Annotated in this window: 17 protein-coding genes and 1 tRNA gene; 4 read left to right on the top strand and 14 right to left on the bottom strand. The window is 66.1% G+C overall.

The genetic code is table 11. The annotated features are described in order from the left end of the window. Positions 1-507 precede the first annotated feature (507 nt). Positions 508-602 (bottom strand) — tRNA-Sec (locus HQN78_RS23790). 723 nt (positions 603-1,325) lie between these two features. Here HQN78_RS23790 and HQN78_RS23795 point away from each other — a divergent pair. Together HQN78_RS23795 and HQN78_RS23800 are read left to right on the top strand one after the other, a co-directional pair. Then, the gene (locus HQN78_RS23795; RefSeq protein WP_107800504.1) at positions 1,326-1,826 is read left to right on the top strand and encodes an oxidoreductase; all 501 of its coding nucleotides are present in this window, start codon (positions 1,326-1,328) and stop codon (positions 1,824-1,826) included. Positions 1,827-1,858: 32 nt separating this feature from the next. After that, the gene (locus HQN78_RS23800; RefSeq protein ID WP_158274333.1) at positions 1,859-3,613 is read left to right on the top strand and encodes a HAMP domain-containing sensor histidine kinase; all 1,755 of its coding nucleotides are present in this window, start codon (positions 1,859-1,861) and stop codon (positions 3,611-3,613) included. Here HQN78_RS23800 and selB read toward each other — a convergent pair. Next, positions 3,610-5,493, bottom strand: coding sequence for a selenocysteine-specific translation elongation factor (selB, locus tag HQN78_RS23805; protein ID WP_235086796.1), 1,884 nt, complete (start codon positions 5,491-5,493; stop codon positions 3,610-3,612). The two genes, HQN78_RS23800 and selB, sit on opposite strands and share 4 nt — an antisense overlap. Before the next feature lie 69 nt (positions 5,494-5,562). Then, on the bottom strand, positions 5,563-6,492 hold the full coding sequence (locus HQN78_RS23810) for a cation diffusion facilitator family transporter (RefSeq protein WP_107800501.1): 930 nt from the start codon (positions 6,490-6,492) through the stop codon (positions 5,563-5,565). 166 nt (positions 6,493-6,658) lie between these two features. On the opposite strand from HQN78_RS23810, the gene HQN78_RS23815 reads away from it, so the two are divergent. Next, entirely contained in the window at positions 6,659-6,991 is a 333-nt protein-coding gene (locus tag HQN78_RS23815; RefSeq protein WP_107800500.1) for a GlpM family protein, read from the top strand. Here HQN78_RS23815 and selA read toward each other — a convergent pair. Then, positions 6,974-8,380 (bottom strand): L-seryl-tRNA(Sec) selenium transferase, encoded by a 1,407-nt coding sequence (gene selA, locus HQN78_RS23820; RefSeq protein WP_235086799.1) that lies wholly within the window; start codon positions 8,378-8,380, stop codon positions 6,974-6,976. The genes HQN78_RS23815 and selA overlap by 18 nt on opposite strands. 79 nt (positions 8,381-8,459) lie before the next feature. Here selA and HQN78_RS23825 point away from each other — a divergent pair, with 79 nt between their 5' ends. After that, the gene (locus HQN78_RS23825) at positions 8,460-9,449 is read left to right on the top strand and encodes a serine/threonine protein kinase (RefSeq protein WP_107800498.1); all 990 of its coding nucleotides are present in this window, start codon (positions 8,460-8,462) and stop codon (positions 9,447-9,449) included. Between the two features lie 9 nt (positions 9,450-9,458). On the opposite strand, the gene HQN78_RS23830 is transcribed toward HQN78_RS23825, so the two are convergent. The 10 genes from HQN78_RS23830 to HQN78_RS23875 form a co-directional block, all read right to left on the bottom strand. Beyond that, positions 9,459-10,661 (bottom strand): EAL domain-containing protein, encoded by a 1,203-nt coding sequence (locus tag HQN78_RS23830; RefSeq protein WP_235086801.1) that lies wholly within the window; start codon positions 10,659-10,661, stop codon positions 9,459-9,461. A gap of 13 nt (positions 10,662-10,674) precedes the next feature. Next, complete coding sequence (locus HQN78_RS23835; RefSeq protein ID WP_107800497.1) at positions 10,675-11,775, bottom strand: chemotaxis response regulator protein-glutamate methylesterase; 1,101 nt, start codon at positions 11,773-11,775, stop codon at positions 10,675-10,677. Next, positions 11,772-12,296 carry a chemotaxis protein CheD gene (locus HQN78_RS23840; RefSeq protein WP_107800496.1) on the bottom strand — a complete coding sequence of 175 codons (525 nt, stop codon included), beginning with the start codon at positions 12,294-12,296 and terminating at the stop codon, positions 11,772-11,774. Before HQN78_RS23840 ends, HQN78_RS23835 begins: the two co-directional genes overlap by 4 nt. A gap of 76 nt (positions 12,297-12,372) precedes the next feature. Next, complete coding sequence (locus tag HQN78_RS23845) at positions 12,373-13,953, bottom strand: methyl-accepting chemotaxis protein (RefSeq protein WP_235086803.1); 1,581 nt, start codon at positions 13,951-13,953, stop codon at positions 12,373-12,375. A 6-nt stretch (positions 13,954-13,959) separates the two neighbouring features. After that, positions 13,960-14,520: a chemotaxis protein CheW gene (locus HQN78_RS23850; protein WP_235086804.1), complete on the bottom strand. Its 561-nt coding sequence runs from the start codon at positions 14,518-14,520 to the stop codon at positions 13,960-13,962. A gap of 12 nt (positions 14,521-14,532) precedes the next feature. Beyond that, positions 14,533-16,170, bottom strand: coding sequence for a methyl-accepting chemotaxis protein (locus HQN78_RS23855; protein WP_107800493.1), 1,638 nt, complete (start codon positions 16,168-16,170; stop codon positions 14,533-14,535). Next, entirely contained in the window at positions 16,167-18,455 is a 2,289-nt protein-coding gene (locus HQN78_RS23860; protein WP_235086806.1) for a chemotaxis protein CheA, read from the bottom strand. Before HQN78_RS23860 ends, HQN78_RS23855 begins: the two co-directional genes overlap by 4 nt. Then, positions 18,445-18,795 (bottom strand): lipid asymmetry maintenance protein MlaB, encoded by a 351-nt coding sequence (locus HQN78_RS23865; protein ID WP_107800491.1) that lies wholly within the window; start codon positions 18,793-18,795, stop codon positions 18,445-18,447. The genes HQN78_RS23860 and HQN78_RS23865 overlap by 11 nt, the downstream gene beginning before the upstream one ends. A gap of 13 nt (positions 18,796-18,808) precedes the next feature. After that, positions 18,809-19,177: a response regulator gene (locus HQN78_RS23870; protein ID WP_235086808.1), complete on the bottom strand. Its 369-nt coding sequence runs from the start codon at positions 19,175-19,177 to the stop codon at positions 18,809-18,811. Between the two features lie 17 nt (positions 19,178-19,194). Continuing rightward, on the bottom strand, positions 19,195-20,202 hold the full coding sequence (locus HQN78_RS23875) for a hypothetical protein (protein WP_146176705.1): 1,008 nt from the start codon (positions 20,200-20,202) through the stop codon (positions 19,195-19,197). Between the last annotated feature and the right edge of the window lie 15 nt (positions 20,203-20,217).

Here is a 20,217-nt window from a genome sequence, read left to right on the forward strand (position 1 = left end):
TTTGCATGCTGCCGCCCCCGTCCAGAACGGCAGCGCCTAGCCATGAGTGATAGCGGCCCGGCACGCCCCATTTTCGGAGCTCTAAGCCCGGCCGGCAGCCGGCAAGACCCCACCCAAGCCCCGGCGCGCGCTATCGAAGCCCCGCCTCGCCCCCGCACTAAATAGGCCGGGATTTATGCACCTGCATAGAAGCCCCGCAAATGCTTCAGGCGCGGCGCTCCGGCCGGCTGCAGGTCTGGCTTGATTCATGCGTTTTCATGCGCGCTATGCATGCAATCGCGGCAAGAGCGAAGACTTTCAGCAGAGGCGAAGAGCCTGGCCGAATGTGATGCACAAAATCCCATATATAAGGAATGGTATGCCGCTGGAAAATCTGTGCGATAGTTGTGCGAATTTCTAAGCCGCGGCAAGCCGTTCAAGGCCGGTGGCGATTGGAGAGATGCACACCGAAAGCCCTTTACTTGCTTGGCTTTTCTAGGCTTGATGCGGTTTTCAACGGCTTGAAGTTGGCGGAAGAGAACAGGAGTCGAACCTGCCCGGGACCGCTGGCGGCCCCATCTGATTTTGAAGACCAGCCGCCCCACCGGGGACGCGTCTCTTCCTGCGAGCGAGCGGGCTCTTGGCCCGATGGCGTCCGGGCGACGCCAGCGCGCATTATATCGCGGAATCGGGATCGGAACCCGTTCACGATCGGTCGCGCGGCAAGGAGACGGGGAAAGGGCCTTGAGCACCGCTTTGAAACGCGGATGCGCGGCTAGTGCGATCCGCTTCCTCCGCCCCTGCCGGCTTGTCTTGCTGGTGAGAGGGTGAACCGGCGATAAGTTAATTTTATGCCTGATAAATAAAATGAATGTCTTGGCCTCGCCTCATGCCGTTAGAATGGAGAGCCCCGCCGAACGCGCCGCAAGAGCGTCGGGGCATTCCGTCTACCGAGAATAAAGGAAATCAGCATGAAGCACGTTCTGTCCCTGTTTATCCAGCTTTGCCATGTCGCCGGCCGTCCGGGGCTGCGTCGCGGCAAGTAAAGCATGGCCGGCGACGCCGGCGGAGCCCAGAAAAAGCGGCCCAAGGGGCCGCTTTTTCATTGCGCGCGGCGCGCCGCCCTGGCGGCGGGTCGCGGCTACTGTCCCATGGGACTGGTCTGGATGCGGGCGGATGGCGTTTTGTTGGACGGCTTGATATATTGGCCGTAAATATTTTAATGGCATTTTTGTTCTAATTAGATTCAATTATTTTGCTTGTGAAATCAAAGTTCAAATGTCATGAGTCCGGCGCGTGAAGCCGCCGGGCCAAGGACGCGGGATGAGCAGGGTTGGGAGCTTGGCATGGGGAAGAGCGGGAAGGCGGTCTTGAGCGGAGTGGCGCTGGCGTGTTGCGTGGCCGCGCTTCATGCCGCGCCGGGGCCTGTGGTGTTGACGGTGTCGGGCAAGATCAGCCAGTTCACCAATAAAGAAAAGAATGTGTACGAGTTCCGCGAGCAGGACTTGCAGAGCTTGCGTCAGCATTCGGTGGTGACCCGGACCACCTGGACGCCGCAATCGGTGTTCAGCGGGCCGCTGATGCGGGACATTCTGGCCAAGGTGGGCGCCAGCGGCCAGAAGGTCAAGCTGCGGGCCCTGAACGATTACGTGTACTGGATAGACCGCCGCGAGTTCTACGACTTCGACGTGGTGTTGGCGCGCTCGGTCAACAACAAGCCTTTGGACATCACCAACCGCGGTCCCTTATGGCTGATGTATCCGCTGGATCAAATGCCGGAGGACAAGAAAGGGCCGGTGATGGACGCCAAGCTGGTGTGGCAGATCAACCGCCTGGTGGTGTTCTGATGCCGGCCGGCCAGGAGGGCTCGGGACGAGCGGTGAACAAGTCGATGCTGTCCGGCTGGAAGGGCATCCCGGCGCTGGCCTTGCTCGGCTTTTTGCTGCTGGGCATCGGCGTTTACATGGCGATCGAGCGTTATGTGCCGGCGCGCAGCTTTGAGGGACGCAGCGAGGATTTGTACTGGTCGGTGGCGCAGATGCAGCTTGAGCTGGAGAAAGCGCGCGCCGACTTATTGCGTTTGAAGGCGGGGGAAGTCCCCGAGTCTCAGGTGCAATTCCGGCTGGCGGTGGCCAACAGCCGTTTCCTGGATTTCGTCACGCCATCCAAGATGCAGGAGATGCTGAGCCGCGTCGATGGCTTCAAAGGCACAGCCAGCCTGCTGCAGGATTTCTTCGAGGACGAAAACATCCTGCATCCCAGCGTCCGGAGCGCGCAGCAGAACATAGACCGCATCGACAGCATCCGGCCGTCGCTGGCGGAGTTCGCGGTCCAGGCGCGCGTGGCCGAGGTGTCTTCGCGCGACGCGCGCAACAAGGACTTGCGGCACAACCAGCAATTGGTCGCCTCGCTGTGGTTTGCGCTGGGCGGCATCTGCATGGTGATTTTCGTGCTGCTGTACCGCTATCAGGGCGCGCGTCGCGACGCCGCCGCGCGCCAGCAGCTGCTGGAGCAGGAGCGGGCGGCGCACAAGGCCACGGTGAACGCGGAGCTGGACCGCACCACCTTCCTCGCCACGCTGAGCCACGAGATCCGCTCGCCGCTGCAGACCATGCAGGTGTGCGTGGAGTTGATCGAGCCGGACATCGATCCGGCCGGCAAGGCCGCCAAGGCGGTGGGACGCTTGAAAACCTGCATGGCGCATCTGATGACCCAGGTGCGCGACATCATGGACATCTCCGCGATCAAGAATATGCAGTTCCGGCTGCATATCGGCGATGTGGACGTGGCGGCGACCTTGAACGAGGTGATCGACGTGCATCGCGCGCAGTTGGACGGCAAGGGCCTGGGCCTGCATGTGCGGCTGGGCGAATTGCCTGAGACGGTGAAACTGGACGGCGACCGCTTGCGGCAGATCGTCGGCAATCTGCTGACCAACGCCATCCGCTACACCGATCACGGCACGGTCACGGTGGAGGCCGGCGTGGACAGCGCCGACGGTCGCAATATCCTGGATATCCGCGTGATAGACACCGGCATCGGCGTGCCGGAGGAGTTTCAATCGCGCATCTTCCAGCCGTTTTTCCAGGGGCACGCGCGCCGGGTGGGCAGCAGCGGGCTGGGCCTGGCGGTGGTCAAGGAACTGGTGTCCTTGCTGGGCGGGGAGCTGGAGCTGAAGAGCGTGGTGGGCGTGGGCTCCGAGTTCATCGTCCGCTTGCCCATCGTGGTGCCGGATCAGCCGCCGGGGCCGGAACGTTCGGTGCTGGTGGTGGACGACGACAAGAATATCCGAGAGCCGTTTTCCGATTGCCTGCAAATGAACGGCTACGCGGTGTCCACCGCCAGCTCGGTGGCGGAAGCCTGTCAGAAGCTGCAACAAGCCAGCTTCAACGTGGTCTTGCTGGACATGCAGCTGGGCAATGAGAGCGGTTATTCGGTGGCGGAGGCGCTGAAGCGCAGCGTGCGCCACCGCGGCGTGAAAATCATCGCGATGACCGCTTACCCCGAGGAATACGCCGATCCGCGCGCCGCCTGGTTCGCCGCGCGGCTGGAGAAGCCTTTCGATATCAGCCGGTTGCGCGCGGTGTTGGGCCGGGCGCTGGAATCGCCGTCCGGCCCTGGACACGCAGGTTAGTCGAACAGCCGCGCTTCGCGCAGCAAATGCCTGTCCCCCAGGCGGCGGGTGAAGCCGCAGCGGTCGAAATACTCCAGGATTTGAATCGCCAGCTTGCGGCCGCAGCCCAGTTGGTCGCGGAAGTTGGCGGCGTCGGCATAGCCGGCGTCCTGATTCAGGCTGTGCACGATGGCCGCCATGCCGCGGATCGCCGTGCTGGAGAAATAACGGTCCCGCACCACGGCGTGGACATGGCCCAGCCTCGCGGCTTTGCGCAGCACGGCGCGCGCCGTGTCCTCCTCCACGCCGGCCGCCGCGGCCAAATCCCGCACCCAATGCGGCTGTCCCTGATCGGTGAAAGCCGGTTCCAAACGCCGCCACAGCGCGGTCTCTTCCGCGTCGAAAGCCAGCACGTGGCCGGGCAGATGCAGCCAGCCGCGGGTATTGGCCAGCCTTCCCTCCGTCAGCAATTGATCGATCATCAAATTGACCGCGGCCTCGCTTTCCTGCGGCAGCGCCAGCCGGCGCGCGCGGCCGCGGCTGGCGCCCAGCTGGTCCGGCTGCTGGAGATGCAGCGCCGCCAGCCGTTCCAGCAGCTGTCCTTGCAACTCCGCCCAGTGTTCCGGCGCGTAAGCGTGCTGGCCGGCGGTGAGCAGCGGGGCGGCGCGCAGCAGCTCCGCCAGCCCGGCTTCGCTCAATTGCCGGTCCCAGGCGAGATCGGGCAGGGAAAGCGCCTGTCGGCTCAGGCGCAGCCGCAGGTTCTGGACGTTGTCGCTTCCGGCCGCGGCCAGGGCGCGCAGATGGGCCAGCCGTTCGTCTTGGCGCTTGCCGCGCGTAGGCGGCTGCCGTTCCAGCACCGTGGCGCAGGCCAGGGTGTGCTGCGCGCCGGCATCGCGCAGGATCAGCTTGTCGCCGTCGGCCAGGAGCAGCGGCCGGTCCAGGCTCAGTTCAGCCAGTCCCTCGTCGCCGGGATGGAGTTGCGGACGTTCCAGCAGGGCCACCCGGCCGGTGCAGTGGCTGGCGGCGTGATGGAGATGGACGGCCTGCCAGTGGCGCAAAGTGGCGTGAGCGGCCGGGGCCAGGCGCAAGCGCACGCTGACGCGGGCGGCCGGCGCCGGCGCCGCTTGCTCCAGCAGCCAGTCGCCGCGTTGAATCTGTCGTTTGTCGATGTCGCCGACCAGGTTGAGCGCAATGCGCTGGCCGGCCTGGCCTTGCCGCGCCGGCTGGTTTTGCACGTGCAGGCCGCGCACGCGGACGGCGACGTCCTTGCCGCTCAGCCATAGGGCGTCGCCCACGTTCACGCGGCCGCCCCAGGCGGTGCCGGTCACCACCAGGCCGGCGCCGCCTATGGTGAAGGCGCGGTCTATCGCCAGGCGGAAGCGGCGTTCGGTTCCGGCGGCTTGGTCGCGCAGTTGCAGCAGATGCCGCTGCAAGACGTCGACGCCGGCGCCGCTGCGTGCGGAAACCGGCAGCAGTGCAGCCGCGCGCAGGCCGTGTTCGGCCAGCGCCCGCCGCGCCTCGTCCATGACGCCTTCCAGCGCTTCCGGGCCGGCCAGGTCGCTCTTGCTGATGGCCACGGTCAGGCTGTCCAGTTGCAGCAATTGCAGGATGGCCAGGTGTTCTCGGGTTTGCGGCATCAGGCCGTCGTCGGCGGCGATCACCAGCAGCGCGTGGCGCACGCCGCCGACGCCGGCCAGCATATTGCTCAGGAAACGCTCATGGCCGGGCACGTCGATGAAGCCGATCGCGCCGCCCTCGGGCGTCGGCAGATAGGCATAGCCCAGGTCTATGGTCATGCCGCGCTTTTTTTCTTCCGGCAGGCGGTCGGCGTCGGTGCCGGTCAGGGCGTGAAGCAGGGCGGTCTTGCCGTGGTCTACGTGTCCGGCGGTGGCGATAATCATGGCGGGCGAAGCGGCAGGGGTAAAAGGCCAAGTATCGCCAGAAACGGCGGACTTGGCCATGGGCTGGGCTCAGCGGACGGGCGAGGGGTCCGGCAGATAATGGCCGGCGGGGTCGATGTGGGCAAGCACGTCCAGCACCGGGTGCCGTTCCAGCACGCGGTGGCGTGCGGCTTCCGAGATGGCGTGGGCCTGCTCCACGCTGATGGCGCCGTCCACTTCCAGGTGCACGTCCACCTGGATCAGGTCGCCCATCTTGCGGGTGCGCAGATCGTGCACGCCGTGAATGCCCGGGGTGCTCAGCAAGGTCTGGCGGATGGCGGCGACGGCGTCGTCGTCGGCGGCGCGGTCCATCAGATCGTGCATCGCGTCCCAGCCGAAGCGCCAGCCCATGCGGGCGACCAGCAGGCCCACCAGCAGGGCGGCCACCGGGTCCAGCAGCGGATAGCCCATCAGGTTGCCGATGATGCCCAGCGCCACCACCAGCGAGGAGGCCGCGTCGGAGCGCGCGTGCCAGGCATTGGCCACCAGCATGCTGGAGCGCACGCGCTTGGCCACCGCCAGCATGTAGCGGAACAGCGCCTCCTTGACCGCCAAGGCCAGCAGCGCCACCCACAGGGCGACGGCGTGGACGGTGGGAATGGAGGCGGGGTCGTGGAATTTCGCGGCGGCGCTGTATAGCATGCCCAGGCCGACGCCCAGCAAGAGCAGGCCCAGGATCAGCGAGGCGGCGTTCTCGTAACGGTGATGGCCGTAGTGGTGATCGTTGTCCGGCGCTTTATGGCTGTGTTTGCCGGCCAGCAAGACCACGAAGTCGGCGATCAGGTCGGACAGCGAGTGCAGGCCGTCGGCGATCAAGGCGGAGGAGTGCGCCAGCGCGCCCACCACGATCTGGGTGGTGGAGAGGATCAGGTTGACAGCGACGCTGACCAGCGTGCTGACGCGGCCGGCGCGGCGTTTCTCTACGCTGTCGCCGTCGATGGCGTGATGAGTGTGGGCCATGGCAGTGCAGTCCGGCAGTGGGTGGGATGCCCTGATTATCGCACAAAGGCTATTAATTTTAAAAAATTGATTGTTTTTATTAATGAGAATGAGAACAAGAATGAACCTCAGCCGCGGCGGGGACGCCTTGTGACACAATTGGGGTTTTCCGGGGACGGGGAGGGGAATGGCTTTATTGCTGAAAAGCGCCTTGGGTGCGCTGGCGGTGCTGTTGATCAGCGTGTTGGCCAGGTCCAGGAATTACTATATCGCCGGCCTGGTGCCGCTATTCCCCACTTTCGCGTTGATCGCGCACTATATTGTCGGCAGCGAGCGCGGCGCGGCCGAATTGAAAACCACCTTGCTGTTCGGCATGGCTTCGCTGCTGCCTTATTTCATCTATTTGCTGGCCCTGTATTGGCTGATAGACCGCTGGCGGCTGGGCGCGGCCTTGCTGGGCGCGGCGGCGTGCTGGGCCGCGGCCGCCGGCGTCTTGATCTGGCTATGGACGCGCCAATGAGGCCAGATTGGCGATGAAGCCGGCTTCGTCCTCCAGACAGCGCAGATCCAGCCACAGTCTGCCGTCGGCCAGCCGGCCGATCACCGGTTGCGGCAGCGCGCGCAGCGCTTCGGCCAGCCGTTCCAGCGTGCCGCCCCGGCCGTCGGCCGGCGAAACCGCCAGCGCCCAGCTGGGCAGCCGGTCCACCGGCAGCGAGCCGCTGCCAATCTGGGACAGGCAGGCGGCGCCTTCCACCAGGTAGTCCGTTCCCAGCGCCGCGCTCAGCGGGGCGAGCAAGCGCTCGGCGCTGGCGCGCATCGCCGCTTGAGGGCGGCTCAGCCGGCGCAGCGTCGGCAGCGTGTCGGCCAGCCGGTCCGGTTCCAGATAGAGGCGCAGTGTGGCTTCCAGCGCCGCCAGCGTCATCTTGTCGCAGCGCAGCGCGCGTTTGAGCGGGTGCTGCTGAATCTTGTCTATCCATTCGCGCTTGCCGATGATCAGGCCGGCCTGCGGGCCGCCCAGCAGCTTGTCGCCGGAGAAGCTGACCAGGTCAACGCCGGCGGCGATCATCTGTTGCGGCATAGGCTCGTGCGGCAGGCCGTAGGCGGCCAGGTCGATCAGCGCGCCGGAGCCCAGGTCGGTGGCCACCGGCAGGCCGCGTTCGCGCGCCAGTTCCGCCAGTTCCGCCTCCGCCACGCTGCTGGCGAAGCCCTGAATCGCGTAATTGCTGGTGTGGACCTTGAGCAGGAGGCCGGTTTCCGCGGTGACGGCGTTGCGATAGTCCTTCAGATGGGTGCGGTTGGTGGCGCCCACTTCCACCAGCCGGCAGCCGGCCTGACGCATCACGTCCGGCATGCGGAAGGCGCCGCCGATCTCCACCATCTCGCCGCGGGACAGGATCACCTCGCGGCCGGCGGCGACGGTGGACAGCATGATGAGCACCGCGGCCGCGTTGTTGTTGACCACGCAGGCGGCTTCGGCGCCGGTGAGTTCGCGCAGCAGCTCGCTGACCGCCTGGTCGCGGTGGCCGCGGCCGGCGCCTTGCAGATCGAATTCCAGCGTGGCGGCTTCGCGCATCGCCGCGGCGACGGCTTCCACCGCGGCCTCGGCCATCGGCGCGCGGCCCAGATTGGTGTGCAATACGGTGCCGGACAGATTGAACACCGGCCGCATCCGCATGCGTTGCCGTTCGGCGACCCGGTCGCCGACGGCGGAGGCCAGGCTGTCGTCGCTGTCGGCCCAGGCGGGCAGCGCCTGTTGTTCGCGTATGGTCCGGCGCGCCTGCTCCAGCGTCTGGCGCACGGCCTCGGCCAGCGCGGCGTTGCCGTGGCGGCCCAGCAGGCGAGCCAGGCGCTCGTGGCCCAGCAGGCGGTCAACGGAGGGCAGGCGGGTGTACAGGTTCTTCAGGTCCATGGAAGCTTCCGGCGCAAGGTCAGATTCCTTCATTTTACCCGCTTACGCTCGAGCGCTGCCGGCTGCGTATAATGCCTGGATGCAGACACATCAAACGCCTCCCTTCGCCGGCCTGACGCCGGACGCCATTCTCGACGCCGTGGACAGCCTTGGCCTTTACAGCTCCGGCAGCCTGCTGGCGCTGAACAGCTATGAGAACCGGGTTTACCAGATCGGCATCGACGACGCCGCGCCGCTGGTGGCCAAGTTTTACCGGCCGGAGCGCTGGAGCGATGAGCAGATTCTGGAGGAGCACGCGTTTTCGCTGCAATTGGCGGAGCGCGAGATTCCGGTGGTGCCGCCGCTGGCCTTCAAGGGCGCCACCTTGCATCATCACGGCGGTTTCCGTTTTGCTTTGTTTCCGCGTCGCGGCGGCCGGGTGCCGGAGTTGGGCGACGCGCGCACGCTGGAATGGATAGGCCGCTTTCTGGGCCGCATCCACGCCTTGGGCCGGGTGGAGGATTACGCGCGGCGGCCGGCTTTGGACGCGGACAGCTTCGGCCGCGAGCCGGCGGACTATCTATTGCGGCACGCGGACTTGCCGCCGGAACTGCGCGAAGTCTTCCGCGGCGTGCTGGAGCAGGCGCTGGCCGGCGTCGACCGCGCTTACCAGCGCGCCGGCGCGGTGAGCGCGCTGCGGCTGCACGGCGATTGCCATGTCGGGAATATGCTGTGGACCGACGACGGCCCGCATTTCGTCGACTTCGACGACAGCCGCATGGGGCCGGCGGTGCAGGATTTGTGGATGCTGTTGTCCGGCAGCCGCGAGGAGCAGTCGGCGCAACTGGCCGAGGTGCTGGCCGGCTACGAGGATTTCTGCGAGTTCGATCTGCGCGAGCTGCATCTGCTGGAGGCGCTGCGCACCTTGCGCTTGATCCATTACAGCGCCTGGCTGGCGCGGCGCTGGCACGATCCGGCCTTCCCGGCCGCCTTCCCCTGGTTCAACAGCCAGCGTTACTGGGAGGAGCAGATTCTGACGCTGCGCGAACAGATTGCGCTGCTGGACGAGCCGCCGCTGTGGTCTGCCTGAGCGTGCCGTTCAGCCGGTGCTGGCTTCCTTGCTTTGCTGCATTCTTTCCTTGACCCAGCTTTCGAAGTGGGGTGCGTCCATCGGCTTGGCGATGAAATAACCCTGGCCCATCAAGCAGCCGCGGTTGCCCATGAAGTCCAGGTCGGTGGTGGTTTCTATGCCTTCGGCCACCGTGGTCAGCTGCATGCGCTGGGCCAGTTCGATCACGCTGTTGAGCACCGCCTCCAGATGAGGCTTGGTGGACACCGAGGTGACCAGCGACTGGTCGATTTTCAGTTCGGTGAACGGGAAACGGGTCAGTTGCTGCAAGGTGGCGAAGCCGGTGCCGAAGTCGTCGATGGACAGGCCCAGGCCGCCCAGGCGCAGCCGGGCGGCGATGCCGATGGCTTCGGCCAGATTGTCGGCGATGGCGGTTTCCGTCACTTCGAAAATGATGAAGCGCGGCGGCACATGGGTGCTGAGCAGCCGTTGTTCGATTTGCTGGGTCAGGTCGTCACCCTTGAGCGACAGCGCCGACAGATTGACCGACAGCGGCAGCCGCAGGCCGCGGCGCGCCCATTCCTGCCATTGCTTCAGGCCCTGGTCCAGCATGCTCAGCGTCAGTTCGGTGGCCCAGCCGCTGGCCTCCACCACCGGGATGAAACGGGCGGGGGAGACGATGCCGAGTTCCGGATGTTGCCAGCGCGCCAGCATTTCCGCGCCCTTGAGCAGGCCGCCGTTGAGGGTGACCTTGGGCTGGTAGTAGGGAATGATCTCGCCCTTGTCCAGCGCTTCGCGCACTTCCACCTCGCTGAACAGTTCGGCGTGATGGTCGTCGCCGCCCTTGGGCGTCCACACCCGTTTGAGCAGGTCCAGCAGCTCGGGCTGGCGCAGCGGCTTCTTTAGGCCGCCGAGCACCGGCAGGCCCAGTTCCCGCCCCATCAGTTCCACGGTGGAGATCAGCAGGTAATCCTTGCTGGAGGTGACCACCAGCGGCGCGCCCAGGCCTTCTTTGGCCATGTGCTGCATCACTTGCACGCCGTCCAGCTTGGGCATTTCCAAATCCAGCAGGATCAGGCTGGGAAGCTGCTCGCGCATCCGCTCCAGGCCTTCCTCGCCGTTGGCGGCCTGGCGGATCTGCTGCGCGCCCAGGCCTTGGCAGATCTCGCAGCCGTGCTGACGCTGCAAGGTGCTGTCGTCGATGATCAGGACGTCCTGGATATCCAGTTGCATGGTGTTTCCTCGTTCAACGGCAAATCGCCTTGGCGATGGTGTCCAGCGGCATCACTTCGTCGGCCGCGCCCAGGCGGATCGCCTCCTTGGGCATGCCGAAGACCACGCAGCTTTCCTCGTCCTGGGCGATGGTCTTGGCGCCGCAGTCGTGCATTTCCTTCAAGCCCTTGGCGCCGTCGTCGCCCATGCCGGTCATGATGATGCCCAGCGCGTTCTTGCCGGCGAACTTGGCGGCGGAGCGGAACAGCACGTCCACCGAGGGCTTGTGGCGGCTGACCAGCGGGCCGTCCACCACCTCCACCAGATAAAAAGCGCCGCTGCGCTTGATCATCATGTGCTTGCCGCCGGGGGCGATCAGCGCGCGGCCCGGCAGGATGCGGTCGCCGTTGCTCGCTTCCTTGACTTCGATCTGGGACAGGCTGTCCAGCCGCTCGGCGAAGGAGCGGGTGAATTTTTCCGGCATGTGCTGGACGATGGCGAGGCCGGGGCAGGTGCGCGGCAGCGCGGTGAGCACGGTTTCCAGCGCCTGGGTGCCGCCGGTGGAGGTGCCCACGGCGATGATGCGTTCGGTGGTGGCGAACATATTGCCGCCGGTGGGCGCGGACAGGATGGCGTCGGCGGACAGCTTGGGCCGGGTCTCCAGCGGGTTGGACGCCGGCGCTGCGCCGCCGGGCGCGGAGCCGCCGGCCGAGGGCATCACCCGCACCCGGTTCATCCGGGCGGCGGCGGCGCTGCGCACCGCGTGCACCAGCTGATTGGCGCTTTCCTCCAGGAAGCCCTTGACCCCGGCCATGGGCTTGGCGATCACCTCCACCGCGCCGGCGGCCATCGCCTGCATGCTGATGTCGGTGCCTTTCTGCGTCAGCGAGGAGCAGATCACCACCGGCGTGGGCCGGCTGGCCATCAGCTGCTTGAGGAAGGTGATGCCGTCCATGCGCGGCATCTCGATGTCCAGCACGATGACGTCCGGCCATTGCTGCTTCATTTTTTCCATCGCGGCGATGGGGTCGGTGGCCACATCCATCACCGTCATGCCGGTTGCCTGGCTGAAAACCTGGCTCAGCACCTGGCGAACCACTGCAGAGTCGTCCACGATCAGCACTTTGATAGTCATGCCCGAGTCCTTGCCTTATGGTGTGCGGAAATCCTGCTCATGTCCGCGTCCTGCGTCTGTTTTACCCACACATCGCCCGTGGCCAGGTCGAACATCACCAACCGCGGGCTGTTGCCGCCCAAATCCTCCGCCTGCACCGATAGTCCGAGCTGCTTGACCAACTGGTAGGCCATGTCGATATTGCGCGAGGGCACGTCGTGCGGCTGATCGCGCTCGACCCCGGCCAGCACCGCGGCGCCGCCCACCAGTTTGGCGTGGAATTCCTGCAAGGGCAGGCCGGAGGCCAGCACCTCGTGCAGCATCAGCAGCATGGCTTCGTCGCCGTAGCGGCCGGACAGCGCCGTCGGTCTGCGGTCGGTGCGCCGCGCCAGCAGGTAGTGGCACATGCCGCCGATCTTGGCCTTGGGGTGCCACAGCGTGATCGAGACGCAGGAGCCGAGCAGCGTGCGGATCTTGTGGTGCTTGTCGCCGAAGTACCAATCGCCGGGATGCAGGAATATATCGACTTCTTGTTTTGTCATTGCCAGGGCCTTTGCGCCGAAAGTCGGCCAAGCGACCGGTTCATTCGTTTCAATGTAGAACAGTTGCCGCGCCGTTTCAGGGCGGATTCGGCGCGTCCTCCGCCGCCGCGCCCGATTCCCGGACCAGGAAATAGGCGATTTGCTGTTGCAGGCGCGCAGCCTGTTTGTGCACTTCGGCGGCGGTGGCGGCCAGGGCTTCGCTGTTGGCGGTGTTGCGCTGGGACACGTCGCCCAGGTGTTCCATCGAGCCGTTGACCTGGGCGATGCCGCGCGCTTCTTCCCGGCTGGCGGTGCTGATGCCGCCCACCAACTCCGCGGTGGCCGCGCTGCGCTCCAGAATGCCGGACAGCGCGCGCGCGGCCAGACGCGCTTCATGGCGGCTGCGCCGGGCCAGTTCGCCGATTTCCCGGGCGGCGTTCTGGCTGCGTTCCGCCAGTTTGCGCACGTCGTCGGCCACCACGGCGAAGCCGCGGCCGTGCGGGCCGGCGGTGGCGGCTTCGATGGCGGCGTTGAGGGCCAGCAAATTGGTCTGGTAGGCGATGTCCTCGACGATTTCTATGCGCCCGGCGATCTGCTCCAGCGCGCTTTCCGCGGTCTGCACCGCTTGCTTGCCGTCCGCCACCTGGCGCGCGGCGTCGTGCGCGGCGGCGTTGGTCAGTTCCGCCTGCGCCAGATTGCTTTGGCTGACTTCGTGCATTTGGGCGCAGGAGTGGGCGGTGGCGCTGACGCTGAGCGCGGCGGCCCAGCTGTTTTGCGCCAGCGCCTCGGCGGTGGCCCGGATTTCCTGGGCGCTGTCGGCCAGTTGGTCGGCGCTGCGGCGCACGTCCAGGATGATGTCGCTCAGGTGGCGGCTGCAGTAGCCCAGGGTGGCGTGTACGCTGCGGCGCGTTCCGGAGGGTGGCCTGTCGCCGCGGGATAGCCGGCCGGCGGCCATCTCGCGCATGCGCTCGGCCAGCGCGTCGGGTTCCGCGCCCAGAATGCGCCACAGATTGCGGTGGATGGCCCAGGCCAGCGCCAGGCCGGCCAGCGCGCTGCCGCCGGCCAGCGCCATCAGCAGCGTTTTCAGTTCGCGGCCGCGGCGCTCCGCTTGCAGGGCGGCTTGCTGGCGCAAGGCGTGCGCTTGTTCGCGCACTTGCCGCAGCGGGGCGAGCAGCGCCGGCGCGGCCTGGTCCAGCGCTTTGCGGGCTTCGTACTTCTGATTGGCGGCGGCCTGGCGCACGCCCTGGTCCAGCATGGGGAAGGCCAGGCCGCGCTGGGCTTGCAGTTGCCGCATCGAGCGTTGCAGCGCGTCCTTGCCCGGCGCCTGCTGCCGTTCGATGGCGTCGGCCAGTTTCCGCTCCAACTCCAGATAGCGGCCGCGGGCGGCCAGATAGCGCTCCCGCCAGGCCTGGATGTCGCGGCGGCTGGAGACGATGATCAGCGAGCGGTAGTCGATGCGCATTTCCTGGATCTGGACGTGCATGCGGTCGCTGAGCCGGGCGTGGCGGCCATAGACTTGGGTGATTTCTTCCAACTGGGTATGGAATTGCTCAAGGCCGTAGAGCCCGGCGGCGATCAGGGCCAGCAGCAGAATCAGCAGCGCGCCGAAGCCCAGTTTCAGTTGCCGGGAGACGGACAGGGCGCTTCGGCCGGGCGCGGGGACGAAGTGGGCCGGCATCGCCGCTCAGGCCTTTTCCGTCTGGGATTCCGCGGCGGCGTCCTGTTGGCCCAGGCTGGAGATCAAGGCCATTTCATCGACCGACAGCACTTTGTTGACGTTGAGCAGCACGATGAAATGGCCGTCCAGCTTGGCCATGCCGGCGATGAAGTCGACGCGTATCTTGCTGCCGAACTGAGGCGGCGGTTCGATGTCGGCGTCGGGGATGGCCAGCACCTCATGCACCGCGTCCACCAGAATGCCGATCAGCTGCAACTGTTCTTCGCCCTCCACTTCGATGATGACGACGCAGGTGCGGCGATTGATTTCGGTTTCGCCGCGGGCGAAGCGCAGCGACAGGTCTATCACCGGCACCACCGAGCCGCGCAAATTCATCACGCCGCGGATGAAGGCCGGCATCAGCGGCACGTGGGTGGGTTTCAGGTATTCCAGGATTTCGCGTATCGCCAGGATGCCGATGGCGAAGACGTCGCCGCCCAGCTGGAAAGTCAGGTATTGGCGGGCGTCGGCCTGCGGTTCGGCGGAGGCGGCGTTGTCGTGCTTGCGCTGCAGATGGAGCGGTTTCATGGCGCTGTCCGGTTAGAAACGGATGAAGTCGGACTCTTCCGCCAGCGGCGGGTGCAGCGGCTTGTGAGGCAACAGGGGCTCGCGCCGCGCGCGCGGCGCCGGGTGGAAGGACTCGGCGGCGCCCAGCTTGAAGTAGCCCATCAACTCGTGCAGGTGCTCGGCCTGATCGTTCATTTCCTCGGCGGTGGAAGCCAGCTCTTCGCTGGCGGACGCGTTTTGCTGCGTGGTCAGGCTCAGTTGCTGGATGGCGGAGTTGATCTGGCTGACGCCGCTGGCCTGTTCATTGGAGGCGGCGGCGATCTCCTGCACCAGATCGGCGGTGCGGCTGCTGGAGCGGACGATTTCCTCCAGGAACTGGCCGGCCTGCTCGGCCAGCTTGACGCTGCTGCCGGCCACGCCGCTGATTTCCTGGGCGGCGATCTGGCTGCGCTCGGCCAGCTTGCGCACCTCGGCCGCCACCACGGCGAAGCCCTTGCCGTGTTCGCCGGCGCGCGCGGCTTCGATGGCGGCGTTGAGCGCCAGCAGATTGGTCTGGTAGGCGATGTCGTCGACGATGCCGATCTTGTCGGCGATCTGGCGCATCGCCTCCACGGTGCGGCGCACCGCCTCGCCGCCTTCGGCCGCTTCGCGCGAGGCCTTGGTGGCGATGCTCTCGGTGACGCGGGCGTTGTCGTTGGTCTGGCTGATGGAGGAGGACATTTCCTCCACCGATGCCGAGGTTTCTTCTATGCCGGCCGCCTGCTCGCTGGCGGCCTGGGACAGCGCCTGAGAGGTGGAGTTGATCTGTTGCGCGGCGCTGGACAGCGCCTCGGAGCCGCTCTTGACCTCGGCGATGATGTTGCGCATCCGTTCAATGGTGACGGCGATGGCGGCGCACAAGCTGCTTTGGTCGCCCGGACGCAGCCGGATTTCCGCGTCCAGATTGCCGTCGGCCACCTGGCGCATCACCTCGGACACATAGTGCGGCTCTCCGCCCAGGGTGCGCAGCAGATTGCGGGTGATCAGGGTGGCCAGGCCGGCGCTGATCAGGGCGGCCAGCAAGGACAGCGCGATCATCACCCAGTGCGCCTGTTGATAGCTGGCGTTGGCCTGATTGGCCAACTGGTCGTTGAGTTTGTCCTCCAGGTCCGCCAGCGCGGTCAGTTGCTGGTTGAAGGCGACCATCTGCGGCGCGATCTCGTTCTGCATCAGTTTCTTGGCTTCGTCCTGACGCCCTTGATTGGCCAGGTCCACCGCCTTGTCCACCATCGTGAGCGTGGCCGGCCGCATGTTCTGAATGCGGCTCATCTGTTCCAGCTCCTGGGGGGTGTTGTTGTCGGCCTGCCGGAAGACTTCGGCCAGTTTCTTTTCCCTGTCCATATAGGCGACTTTGCTCGCCTGATAGGCTTGCAGCGCGCTGTTGATGTCGGCGGGCCCCTCGGCCAGCATCACATTGCGGTAGGCGATGCGGATGTCCTGGTTGTCGCTGATCAATTGGCGCGCCAGCCGGCTTTCCACATTGTTGACCTGGGTGATGTCGCGCAGGGCGATATTGCTGATCTCCAGCCCGTACAGCGCCGCGCTGACGCAGATCAGCATCAGCGCGATGATCAGGCCGAAGCCCAGGCCGAGCTTCTGCGCGATGGACATGCCGTGTTTGTATTGGCTCATTGGGCGCTCCTATCCGTTTTCGCCGCGGTGTTTGTGGTGCCAGCTTCCCATTCCCGGGCGGGAAGCAGCGCGTACCGCTCCGCCTCTTTTTGGGTGGCATGGTGGATCAGGGCGGGCACGTCGAGAATCAAGGCGACTTCGCCGGTGCCCAGAATGGTGGAGCCGCTGATGGCCTTGAGGTGGCGGAACAGATTGCCCAGCGGCTTGATCACGGTCTGGAATTCGCCCAGCAGCGCGTCCACCACCAGGCCGGCCTTGCGTTCGCCGTAGTGCACCACCACCACGTTGCGGCGTTTGGCCGCGACGGCGGGTAGTTCCAGAAAGCCGTCCAGGCGCAGCAAGGGCAGCAGTTCGCCGCGCAGGTTCAGGCAGTCGTGAACGCTGTCCTTGTCCAGCGCGGCGGGCAGCTCTATGCATTCGATCACCGCTTCCAGCGGCACCACGAAGGTGGCGGCGGCGACTTCCACCAGGAAGCCGTCGATGATGGCCAGGGTCAGCGGCAGCCGGATGCGGAAGGTGGTGCCTAAGCCCAGTTCGGATTCGATGTCTATGGTGCCGCGCAGCTGCTCTATGCTTTTCCTCACCACGTCCATGCCCACGCCGCGGCCGGAGATGTTGGTGACCTGGTCCGCGGTGGAGAAGCCTGCCTCGAAGATCAGCCGGAACACGTCCTGCTCCGGCAGCGCCATGTCGGCGGGCAGCAGGCCGCGCTCCACCGCCTTGGCCAGGATGCGCTCTTGGTTGAGGCCGCCGCCGTCGTCGGCCACTTCGATCACGATGCTGCCGGATTCATGGTAGGCGTTGAGCCAGACATGGCCTTCGGCCGGCTTGCCGCCGGCCAGCCGGCGCTCGGTGGTTTCTATGCCGTGGTCGATGGCGTTGCGCACGATGTGCATCAGCGGATCGCCCAGTTTTTCCACCATGGATTTGTCCAGCTCGGTCTCCGCGCCGGAGATGTGCAGCTGGATGTCCTTGCCCAGTTCGCGCGAGACGTCGCGCGCCACGCGCGGGAAGCGGTTGAAGATTTCGCCTATCTGTATCATGCGCATGGACAGCGTGCCGGCGCGTATCTGTTCGATCAGATTGGCGATGGTCTGGGTGGACTCCACCAGCGCGCTTTGCTGCGAGCGGCGCGCCACCAGATTGGCGGCGGCGCCGGCGATCACCAGTTCGCCGATCAGATTGATCAGGCTGTCCAGTTTGCCGGCCTCCACCTTGATGAATTTGCTTTCGGCCGATTTGCCGCTTTTGGCGTCGCCGGCGGTTTTGGCGGCGGCGCGCGCGGCGGGCGCTTCCGGCGCGGCGTCGGCGGGGGCATCGGACACGGCGTCGGACGCGGCGTCGGCGGCGAGCGGCTCGTCCGGCGCGAACTCCACGATTTCCACCGACGGCGCCGTCGCCTCTGCTTCGGCGAACGCCGCTTCCGGCTCGGCGGCATCGGCTGCGGGCTCCAGGCCAAAGCGCAGCCATACCGCCCGGACCGCGTCGGCCTCCTCCCGCGGCGCGCTGGCCAGGGTCTGAGCCTGCTGCCGCGAGCTGGGCGGCCACGGCCAGATATGGACCTCGCTGTCTTCGCGCGCGAACTCGAAAACGTCCAGCAGCGTCTGCTGCGCCTCCTGGCTGCGGTACAGCGCCTCCAGGCGCAGATAATTGGTTTCCGGATTGAAGTCGTCGCCGCTTGGCAGCTGGGTGGCGACGGCCTCGATCCGGTCGATCTCGCCTATGGTGGCGAGATAGCGGATAAAGGACGAGGGGTCCATGCCGTTGCGCAGCATGTCCGGACCGAAGCGCAGCGACAGCAGCCATTGCTCCGGCGGCGGCGCGGCGGGCTCGGGCTGCGGCTCGGGCGGCGTTTCCGTTTGTTCCATCCCGGCCGGCGCCTCCTGGGCGGCCGCGCCGCCGGCGGCGCGGCTGTAGGCGACCAGCTCGTCCAGCAGCTCGGTGCCGGCGAAACGCTCCAGGCTGTCCTTGGCCGCCAGCGCGGTCAGCATTTCCTTGACGTGGTCGTGGCAGCGCAGCAGCAGGCCGGTCAGCATATCGTCCAGCCGCAGCGCGCCGTCGCGCAGCAGGTCCAGCACGTTTTCCACTTCATGGGTGAAGCCGACGACGACGTCCAGGCCGAACAGCCCGGCCGAGCCCTTGATGGTGTGCATGGAGCGGAACAGGGCGTTCAACTGTTCCGTGGTGGTGGAGTCGGCTTCCGCGTCCAGCAGAATGCTTTCCATCTCCCCCAGCAGATCGTTGGATTCTTCGAAGAAGGTTTGCAGCGCCAGTTCAAGATCCATGCGCGACCTCCTCCAAAGAGAGCTGGCCTTGCAGGCCCACCAGGCGGATGAAGTCCAGCGAGGCCGGGCTGGGGGCGATGAAGCGCAACGCGACGTCCTTGCGCAGGCTTTCCCGGCGCAGCCACAGCAAGACCTGGGCGATGGCGCAGTCCAGCTCTCCGACGCAGGACAGGTCCAGTTCGATGGCGGCGTGGCCGGCGAGGGCGGCGTGGAGCTGCTGATGCAGTTCCGCCGCCTGGTAAATGGTTTGTTCTCCGCTGAGTGTCAGTTGGAAAACGGCGGCGGCCGGCGCGGCGGGCGCGCTGTCTTTGGCGTCTGGTTTTTTGCGGGCGCGCGGCATGTCGGGCTCCCGATCAGGGCAGGATCAATTTGGAAACGGCGGTCAACAGCACCGGCGGCTGGAAGGGTTTGACCACCCAGGCCTTGGCCCCGGCGGCCTTGCCTTCCTGCTTCTTTTCCTCGGAGGATTCCGTGGTCAGCATGATGACCGGAGTGAATTTGTAATTGGGATGGATCTTGATATTGCGCAGCAGTGCGATGCCGTCCATCAACGGCATGTTCACATCGGAGACGATCAAATGGACTTTGCGTCCGTCCAGCACGTCAAGGGCTTCCTGGCCGTTGGCGGCCTCCAGCACCTCATAGCCCGCGCCGGCGAGCGTCATGCGAACCACCTGCCGCAGGCTGGCCGAGTCATCGACGATGAGTATGGTCTTGGCCATCTGGAACATTCCCCGGATCAAAAGAAAGTGATGTTGTTTTGCTTATTGCCCGATTCCGCTTGGTCGCTGCTGTGCAGGACGCGCTGCTCATGGGTGGTATAGCTGTTTTTCAAGGCGTCCAGCCAGGCGGCGGTGTCCGGCGGCGTCGGCCGACGCTCGGTGTCCACCAGCGCCTGGCTGAAGACGCTCTCCAGCCGGCGCATATCGTTCTGCACCCCGCTGAGGATTTGGTCGACCCGGTCCTGGAATTGCAGCTGCACCAGGATGTCTTCCAGCGCTTGCTGCAAGGATTGGGATTGGACGGCCTCGTCGTCCGGCGCGGCTTCTTCCGCCGGCGCGGAGGCGTCGGCGGCGTTCAGCGGCGCGTGCGGCCGCAGCGGCTCGTGCGCCATCTGCGCCAGGCTGTCCATGGCCTTGTCGATCTGGTTCTGCAGCCGGGACAGCTGTTCCAGCGTGTCGCTGCCCAATTGCTCCATGCTTTGCTCGCCGTCCAGCTGGTGGCCGCTGACCAGGCTGCGCACCAGGTTCTGCAGGGTGTTGGCCGATTGGCCCAGGGTGTGCAGGTGGATGGCGAGATCGGTCTGTTGCCGGGTGGCGTTCTGCAATAGCTGCAGCATGTGTTTGAGCCGGCTCTCCGCCTGGGCCAGCGCCGCCTGGTCGGTGTGTTCGCCCGGCTTGGGCACCGCGCCGCCCACTTGGCGCAGTATGCCGTCGAAGCGCAGGGTCAGCCGGTTGGCGGCGTCGTCCATCTGCTCCTTGCCCAAGGAGATGTGGCCGGCCCACAAGGGCAGCAAGGCGCAGACGTGGCTGGCGAAGCCCTGCCAGTATTCGTCCGGAGTCGGGGCCGGCTCCGCGGCGGCGGCCGGCGCCGGCCAGAACAGGACCAGCGCCAGCGCGGCGCAGCTGAGCGCCAGCCCGGCCCAAAGCAGCGGATGCCCCCAGAACAGCCAGCAGAGGACGCCGCCATTGATGGCCAGGCCCAGCAACAGGCGGTTTCTTGGCGTCAGAGGCGGGAGCAGGACCATGTCGATCAACCGGGA

Source organism: Chromobacterium sp. Beijing, assembly GCF_021496765.1.
In the GTDB taxonomy this organism is placed as follows: Bacteria; Pseudomonadota; Gammaproteobacteria; order Burkholderiales; family Chromobacteriaceae; genus Chromobacterium.

Coding starts and splice junctions, on each gene's coding strand:
- selA (WP_235086799.1), bottom strand. CDS start 8,380: ATGGACCTGAAGAACCTGTACACCCGCCTGCCCTCCGTTGACCGCCTG.
- HQN78_RS23865 (WP_107800491.1), bottom strand. CDS start 18,795: ATGCCGCGCGCCCGCAAAAAACCAGACGCCAAAGACAGCGCGCCCGCC.
- HQN78_RS23830 (WP_235086801.1), bottom strand. CDS start 10,661: ATGCAACTGGATATCCAGGACGTCCTGATCATCGACGACAGCACCTTG.
- HQN78_RS23870 (WP_235086808.1), bottom strand. CDS start 19,177: ATGGCCAAGACCATACTCATCGTCGATGACTCGGCCAGCCTGCGGCAG.
- HQN78_RS23875 (WP_146176705.1), bottom strand. CDS start 20,202: ATGGTCCTGCTCCCGCCTCTGACGCCAAGAAACCGCCTGTTGCTGGGC.
- selB (WP_235086796.1), bottom strand. CDS start 5,493: ATGATTATCGCCACCGCCGGACACGTAGACCACGGCAAGACCGCCCTG.
- HQN78_RS23845 (WP_235086803.1), bottom strand. CDS start 13,953: ATGCCGGCCCACTTCGTCCCCGCGCCCGGCCGAAGCGCCCTGTCCGTC.
- HQN78_RS23795 (WP_107800504.1), top strand. CDS start 1,326: ATGGGGAAGAGCGGGAAGGCGGTCTTGAGCGGAGTGGCGCTGGCGTGT.
- HQN78_RS23850 (WP_235086804.1), bottom strand. CDS start 14,520: ATGAAACCGCTCCATCTGCAGCGCAAGCACGACAACGCCGCCTCCGCC.
- HQN78_RS23840 (WP_107800496.1), bottom strand. CDS start 12,296: ATGACAAAACAAGAAGTCGATATATTCCTGCATCCCGGCGATTGGTAC.
- HQN78_RS23855 (WP_107800493.1), bottom strand. CDS start 16,170: ATGAGCCAATACAAACACGGCATGTCCATCGCGCAGAAGCTCGGCCTG.
- HQN78_RS23825 (WP_107800498.1), top strand. CDS start 8,460: ATGCAGACACATCAAACGCCTCCCTTCGCCGGCCTGACGCCGGACGCC.
- HQN78_RS23810 (WP_107800501.1), bottom strand. CDS start 6,492: ATGGCCCACACTCATCACGCCATCGACGGCGACAGCGTAGAGAAACGC.
- HQN78_RS23835 (WP_107800497.1), bottom strand. CDS start 11,775: ATGACTATCAAAGTGCTGATCGTGGACGACTCTGCAGTGGTTCGCCAG.
- HQN78_RS23860 (WP_235086806.1), bottom strand. CDS start 18,455: ATGGATCTTGAACTGGCGCTGCAAACCTTCTTCGAAGAATCCAACGAT.
- HQN78_RS23815 (WP_107800500.1), top strand. CDS start 6,659: ATGGCTTTATTGCTGAAAAGCGCCTTGGGTGCGCTGGCGGTGCTGTTG.